General features: G+C 71.0%; 2 protein-coding genes. Both read right to left on the reverse strand.

Annotation, left to right across the window (positions count from 1 at the left end):
• Positions 1-478: 478 nt before the first annotated feature.
• Positions 479-829, reverse strand: coding sequence for a four helix bundle protein (locus tag VAE46_RS02735; RefSeq protein ID WP_322795378.1), 351 nt, complete (start codon positions 827-829; stop codon positions 479-481).
• 145 nt (positions 830-974) lie between these two features.
• Entirely contained in the window at positions 975-2,282 is a 1,308-nt protein-coding gene (locus tag VAE46_RS02740; protein WP_322795379.1) for a hypothetical protein, read from the reverse strand.
• Positions 2,283-2,350: the final 68 nt, after the last annotated feature.

The following is a 2,350-nucleotide window of genomic DNA, read 5'->3' on the forward strand; positions in this document are numbered from 1 at the left end:
GTGATGAGGCTGACGCCGCCGATGGCGGCGACCAGGACGGCAAGGAGGCCAGCGAGGAGCAACCCTCCCTGGCGCCGCCTGGATTTTCCGTAGAGTGCGAGTGTCATGATTCCTCCGTCCTCGTTGGGCCGGCTGACCGTGCCGGCTGCTGCTGTACTGAGCGCTCGTTCCTCCCCGGCGCTCGTTCCCCGGTGGGGTGAAGGAGATGGTTCGTCTGCGCTTGCTGCCTCCGTTGCTGCTGGCGCCGCTCGCGCCACTGGACGTGTGCGGCTCTGTCTCTACCTGTCCCCGCAGCGGCTACGAAGGCGCTACGGGGGTGACACTGCCCCGACATTACGGGGAATGACCAGTGAACACCGGGGGAAGAATACGGGAAACCCCTGATGCATGTCAGTAGGAAATTTGTTAGAAGCGGGCCCCCGCCCCGCCCTGCCGCTCCGCAGCGGGAGAGGGGGAGAACGGGAGAGGGGGAGAGGGGTCAGGTGGAGGGGTTGTTGCGGGAATCGAGGGCTGGTTTGCGTCGGAGGGAGCGGGCGAGGCTGTTGATCATGAGGCTGATCATTTCGATCTCATGCTCGATGCGGCGGAAGTCCTCGGCCGGGAGCCAGTCCTTGTCGAAGGCGAAGACCAGCCACGTATCCAGTTCGAACAGGGAGCCGCGGGCGCGATCGAGGAACGCGGCGTAATCGAGCGGGGTGCCCCGGCCGTTGCCCTCGGCGATGTTCGCCGCGACCGAGAGCGCGGCCGAACAGACCTGGTCGCGAAAGAAGCGATGCCGCCCCATGGGCGTCCGTTCGGTGAGGTCGACGACGTCGCGCGCCAGCCGCATCGCCCGCTGTCACACCTCCAGCTTCCGGTACGGCAGCCTGCCCACCGCGGCACTCTACCCCATCCGCACACCCCAACCCCACCCCCTCTTCTCCCCTTCTCCCCTTCTCCCCCTCTCCCCGGCGGCGCGGGGAGGCGGGGCGGGGCTACCTCCCCCGGGCGATGCGCTCCTGCGGGAGGGTGGCGGCGGCGCGCAGGCAGAGGGCGAGGGCGGCGATGTAGTCGTCGTGGCGGCCGGGGGGCGCGCTCCAGTGGAGGATGCCGCCGTGGCGGAGTTCGCGCTGGCAGATTTCGAGCTGTTCTCGGCATTCGAGCCACTCGGCGGGGGCTTCGCCCCGGGCCGGGATGGCGAGCCGCCCGGATTCGGCGGCGGCCACCAGCTCCCAGCCGAGGGCCGATTTTTCGTGCACGGTGAAGGTGACCGGTTCGAGCCGGCGCCCGAGCTGCTCGCCGAGGAGGGCGGCGAGCGGCTGCCCGAGGCCGGTGGCATCGATGGCGAGCCGTTCGAGCCCCCAGTGGGCGGCGATGGCGGCCACGCGCGGGGCGAAGGCGGCGAGGTCGCCCCCGTGCCAGCGTTCGAAGGCGACGATTTCGAGGCGTCGGCCCGGCATGCGGCGGCCGATGGCGAGGACGGTGGCATCGGGACCGCTGCCGGCGGGGTCGAGCCCGCCGACGTACCGTTCGCCGGCGCGGGGCGCGCGCAGGAGCGGGTGGCTGCCTTCGAGCTGTTCGAGCGCGGACTGGCTGAAGAGGCGGCTGACCTGGCGGGCGGCGACCAGTTCGTACTGGCTGAGGAAGAGGGGGTTCTGGGCGCCGAGGCGCTGGCGTTCGCGTTCGATGTAGTGGCCGTAGATGGGCACGTCGCGGGCGACCTCCTGCCAGGTGACGGTGTGATGAAGGGGGATGCCGGCGATGGTGCGGCCGGCGTTCGCGGCGATGGCGCGTTCGAGCAGGGAGTGGCCATCCCAGGGGGTACCGAAGAGGAGCGCGGGGGCCCCGGTGGAGGCCGCCATGGGGCGAAACTGGCGGTCGAACCAGTCGGCATCGATATCCTGGGCCTCATCGGCGAAGAGGGCGATGCTGGCGGTGTGGCCGGCGACCTGTGCCTGGCCGGAGGCGGAGAGGAAGACGGCCTCGGCGTTGCCGCAGCGGATGCGGTGGTCTTCGTACAAAGGGGCGATGCGGGCGCGGCGGGCGGCGGGTTCGAGGACGGCGAGGGTGCGTTCGAGGCTGATGGCGGCCTGGGGCCGGAAGGTGGGCGCGCAGACGACGATGCTGCCGCCGCGGCGGGCGTGGGCGAGCAGGAGGGCGGTGACGAGGGTGGCGGCGAGCTGGTTCTTGCCGGACTGGCGCGGCATGAGGAGGGTGAACTGCTCGTGGCGGATGGTGAGGAGGCCGCGGAGGAGGGGCAGGAAGACGCGGCGCTGGTAGGGCCGGAGGAGGGGAACGGGCATGGGGAAAGGGTGGGGCGGGGCGGGGCGGAGCTCCAAGGGGGAGGTGGGAGGTGGAAGGTTGAAGGTGG

This window comes from Tepidiforma sp., assembly GCF_034433535.1.
Lineage (GTDB): Bacteria > Chloroflexota > Dehalococcoidia > Tepidiformales > Tepidiformaceae > Tepidiforma.